Annotated in this window: 4 protein-coding genes; all 4 read right to left on the bottom strand. The window is 27.3% G+C overall.

Annotated features, from left to right (window positions below):
- Positions 1 to 1,000: DNA photolyase (locus SVN78_08410; GenBank protein MDY6821627.1), on the bottom strand; the 1,000-nt coding region annotated here is incomplete at its 3' end.
- Positions 987 to 1,799: a hypothetical protein gene (locus SVN78_08405; GenBank protein ID MDY6821626.1), complete on the bottom strand. Its 813-nt coding sequence runs from the start codon at positions 1,797 to 1,799 to the stop codon at positions 987 to 989. The genes SVN78_08410 and SVN78_08405, both read right to left, overlap by 14 nt.
- Before the next feature lie 2 nt (positions 1,800 to 1,801).
- On the bottom strand, positions 1,802 to 2,740 hold the full coding sequence (ftsY, locus tag SVN78_08400; GenBank protein MDY6821625.1) for a signal recognition particle-docking protein FtsY: 939 nt from the start codon (positions 2,738 to 2,740) through the stop codon (positions 1,802 to 1,804).
- A gap of 1 nt (position 2,741) precedes the next feature.
- A partial coding sequence (locus tag SVN78_08395) for a hypothetical protein (GenBank protein MDY6821624.1) occupies positions 2,742 to 4,988 on the bottom strand: 2,247 nt, incomplete at its 5' end.

Below are 4,988 nucleotides of genomic sequence, written 5' to 3'. Positions count from 1 at the left end.
TCTCAAAGGATTGTCTATTTCCCGGATCATAGCCTAAAACATTTTCCCAGATTGAGACATCTTCCATGCATAGATATATAAAAGCATTTTTCCAATATTTCCTAATAAGATTATACAAATAATTCACCATATAATATCTCACTGGCTTTAGATATCTTAATTTCCCATCAATGGTCTCTACAAACTCATTAGCCAATATGTTACTTTCCAAATAATTATTTCTTATAATATCCTCCAATTGCGGCATAAATCTTAGTATTCCTATACTAATATAGCTTACCACTTTTTCATCCACTTTTTCAACTATTTTTTCAACTACTACCTTATATTCTTTTTCAAAATTTTCACATAAAATGAGAGGATCAAAATGAAAGGCTAATCTATAACCATACTCTGCACATATTTTTGCTGCATTTAACCTCTCCTCTATCAAGGGCGTTAGAAGTTCTTCCCTCTTTATTATAAGATTAGGGTTAACACTCCAAGATACTATAATATTTTTGGGGTTTAGTTTTAACAAATTATCTATATTGACTGATTTTGTCTTATACTCAAATACACTATTTTTTAAGCTATTTACAATGGGTGAAATAATAGTGGTTAATCCAACTATATTGTCCAATGCCAAACTATCAGATAATTCACCAGAACCAATCCTCTGTTTAGACATTTTATCTAACTTAATTAATTCTTCTCTCAATGTATCAACTGTGTCATTTACAATGATGTTTTTATGATTTAAGATTGTTTTTAATATACAATAAGAACAATTATATGGACAACCCTCCATTATATCTAATACCTGATAGTTGCAACATCTATAATATTTCGTGCTAGGACAACTGTGAATCTCTTTACTGCTTTTTCTTATAACAATCGCATCTTCTAAGTCATTAAGCTCTTCAACCACATTTTCTTCAATTATTTCATAGGTTATTTGATTGTTCTCTATATATTTGAATATACTTCCCTTTACAGCTGATTTTTCAATATATACCATTTTCTTTTAAATAAGAGTAAAACAAACGCATCTTTTCTAAACTATTATTCAAATAGGTAACATTTTTATAGAAACTATCAAAATCCCTTGCAATAAATTTAAAATTCATTCCTGGGCTCTCAAAGTTATCAAGATTTTCAACTACAATCGGGTATAAGTCTTTTTTTAATTGATTAAATTTATTAATAAATTCCATATAGATGTTATTTCTTTTATAAATCACATCTTTAACCTTTTGCTCATCAAAATAATTTATGTCTAAATAATGCCTGTAATCAATGAAAATAATCACGTATTTTTTAAATTCATAGACTGTTGGTTTTTTCTTCTCTAAAAAATCAATTAAGATATTTTCTATGCTATCATAGTAAAGAGCAATCATTATTAAGTATCTAAAAGAGATATCTTTTTCGCATATATAATCTTTCAAAATTTCTGGGTAATCCCTTATCTTTAATATACTATCTATTAATCTTTTTCCTTTCAATTTCATTTCCTCAATTACTTTGCAGCTATCTAAATCAATATTAAGAAGTATAGCCAAATTTAATATATTAGATAACTCCACAATATTTACATTCTCCCTAAGATTTACTGATATCTCTAAGGCCTCTTTAAATGTTTTCTCACCAATAAATAATACTTTTTTTGAATCTATATAAAATTTATTTAGTTTATAAAACTGAGGTCCAATTTTTACAACTACTGGTGGATATATATTCTTATCATCCTTTGTAAATTTATAATACCAGTTAAACAACTCATTGTTTATGTTAAGGTAAACTTCAACAATATTCATTTTTAACTTAAAAGGCTTTTTACAAAGACTTCTGAGTCAAATACAGCTATATCATCAACCTTTTCACCAGTACCAATAAACTTAATGGGTATTGAAAGCTCGTCTACCACACTTATAGCCACACCACCCTTTGCAGTTCCATCTAGTTTTGTTAATATTATTCCTGTTAGATCTATCTCCTTCTTAAATGTCCTTGCCTGCTCTAACACATTTTGTCCCATAGATGCATCAATAGTTAATAATATTTCATGGGGTGCATCATCTATTAGTCTATTAGCTGTTCTTGCTATTTTTTCTAATTGTCTCATTAAGTTAGATTTAGTATGAATCCTACCAGCAGTATCTACTATTAAAACATCTATATCATTGGATTTGCTATAATTTATAGCCTCATATAAAACTGATGAAGGATCGCTCCCTTGGCTTTTTTTGACAATAGGCACTGACAACCTATTGGCCCATACCTCTAATTGTTCTCCTGCCGCAGCTCTAAATGTATCACAAGCTGCAAGTGCAACACTTAAGCCTTCAGAGGAAAAAAGGTTTGCCAATTTAGCAATTGATGTTGTTTTGCCAACACCATTAACACCAACAACAAGAATGACGTAGGGCTTATTCTCTGAAACACATAATGAATTATCAATATCTAATATATTGATTAACTTTTCTTTTAATACCTCTTTTAATCCATCAACAGATTTAATCTTATTCTTTTTTAAGCTATTTATAATACTATATGTGGTATCAAAGGATATATCACTTGTTAATAACAATTCTTCAAGCTCTTCAAAAGCCTCTTCATCTATTTTCCCTCTCTTAGCGACCTTATTAATTCCTATGATAAGATTAGAAGAAGAATTCTTTAAGCCCTTCTCAATCTTTTCTTTATCCTTTTTTTCAACTTTTTTCTTTTTACTCTTAAAAAGATCAAATATAGCCATCCTAATAACCCCAAGCTTTATCTTTATTATCTATATTATCAGTTAATGCATTGTTAAATAAGTTACTATTCTTTAAAGAATAGACAACTGAAACACCTGGTTCACTATTTGTAACTCCATATATATTGTTAGCAAATTCCATAGTTTTATAATTATGGGTTATAATTATAAATTGCGTATCCTTTGACAACTCTTTCACTATATCTATAAACTTGCCAATATTAAGATCATCTAAAGGGGCGTCTATTTCATCAAGGAAGCAAAAGGGTGCTTTCCTGTATAAGAAAAAAGAAAAGAGTAATGCCAAGGATGTCAGTGCTTTTTCTCCTCCAGAGAGAAGATTAAGATTTCTTAATCTCTTGCCCTTTGGTTGGACATATATTTCAATACCTGCATCTAACACATTAACTGGTTCAGTCAATTTTATATCACCTTTACCACCACTAAATAAAATATCTATTACCCTCTGAAAATTCTCTCTAATACTATTAAAAGCAGTATTAAATCTTGTAATTGATTCTTTGTCAAACTCCTTGATCATTTCATTAATTTTCTTTACTGAATTATTTATGTCATCATATTGTGTCTTTAAAAATTCATATCTTTCTTGTGATTTTTCATACTCATCATTAGCTGCCATATTAATTGGTCCAATCTCCTTTAATTTAGACTCAATTTTAAATAATTTATTTGTTAGTAATGTTTTATCATTATCTTCAATATTTATAATCTCATCTTGAATACTTCCATTAAATTGTTGATTATATTGCAAGCTTAAGTTTTCTATCTGAGTATTGAGCTTGGCCTCTTCAACATCAAATTTAGCATATTTCTTATTAAAATTATCTATTCTTTCCTGCCACTTTCTAAGTTTCCCTTCCATCTTTTGCATATATTCTTTATTATTCTTTAATTCTTCTAATAATCCTGCTCTACATTCTTTTAACTTATTACATATGCTTATATTAGAGTTTAAAGCGCTATTATATTGTATTAATTTATCATTATTTTCATTTATATTTAAGTTAATATTATCTATTGTTATATAAATGTTTTTAATTTCATTTTTATTCTTTTTATAAATTTTATTATAATTATCAAACTCCTTCTCCAAATATTCTAACTTCTTTGAAAGTTCCTTACGCTCAATTACAATCTTCATATATAAGTCTTTAACACTACTTAATTGCTTTTCTAGATTTTCTAAGTTATGCCTTATTTTATTTGCCCCCTTCTTACGAGTTTTTATTTCTTCCAATACATCTTTTTTCCTATCTTCTTTTAATCTTATATCCTCACTAATTTCATTTAGCTCTATGTTTAGATTCTTATCTTCCCTGTTTAATAAATCTAACTTAAAATTATATTGTTTTATCTGCTTTGACATTGACTCTACAATTTGTCGATTATTACCTATCTCTTGCTCGACTTTTCTAAGATTTAGGTTTAATTGATCATATTCATTCTGAGCCTTAATTTTATCAACTTTTAGAGATTCCTTTTCTCTCTCTACTTCTCTATATTTCTTCTTGGTATCAACAATCTTTTCCTCTAAAAGTGCGAGCTCCTTTTTATAAACTAAGAGCTTCTCCATCTTGTCATCTTTACCAATTGATCTAAAGTAAAACCCATTATAGTATACATTTCCATCAATATGTTTAACTCGGTTTTGTTCTAATTGTTCCACAAAAGCCTCTAATTCACCCTCAAATATAAAATTTATAGATAGATTCTTTTCTTTTAAATAATCTATTAAATTATCCCTTGCACTATCTTGAAATACCAAGATATCTCCATAATAGATTAATTCATTATCATTTAATATTCCTTCTATATCAATAATTTTTCTGAAAGGAAATTGTTGTTTAAAATCTTTGAGATTATCTATTTTATCTATAATTAATTGACTAATTAAGTCTCTAAGGAGTGTTATCCTGTGCTTGTAATCATTTAGCTTTTTTTCATATTTATTAAATTTCTCTAAACTATGTCCATACTCTTTTTTTAAATTCTGAAGCCTATCTTCTATTAATTTCTTGTTATTATTAAGATTATTATAACTTTCCTGTAAGTTGTTATTAAGTTTATCTTTTACATTGTATTCTTTTTCGAGTTTATTTAATTGTTCAATGTAGAAATTTTTTTCATTCGCATTTTTATCTATCTGTTTTTTTATATTATTAATTGATAAATTACACTTATATATTTTCTCAGTTAATAATTTATCTTCATCCATTAATTTCAACAA

The sequence above is a fragment of the Deferribacterota bacterium genome (assembly GCA_034189185.1).
In the GTDB taxonomy this organism is placed as follows: Bacteria; Chrysiogenota; Deferribacteres; order Deferribacterales; family UBA228; genus UBA228.
This window is presented reverse-complemented; position numbering and strand designations above follow the sequence as displayed.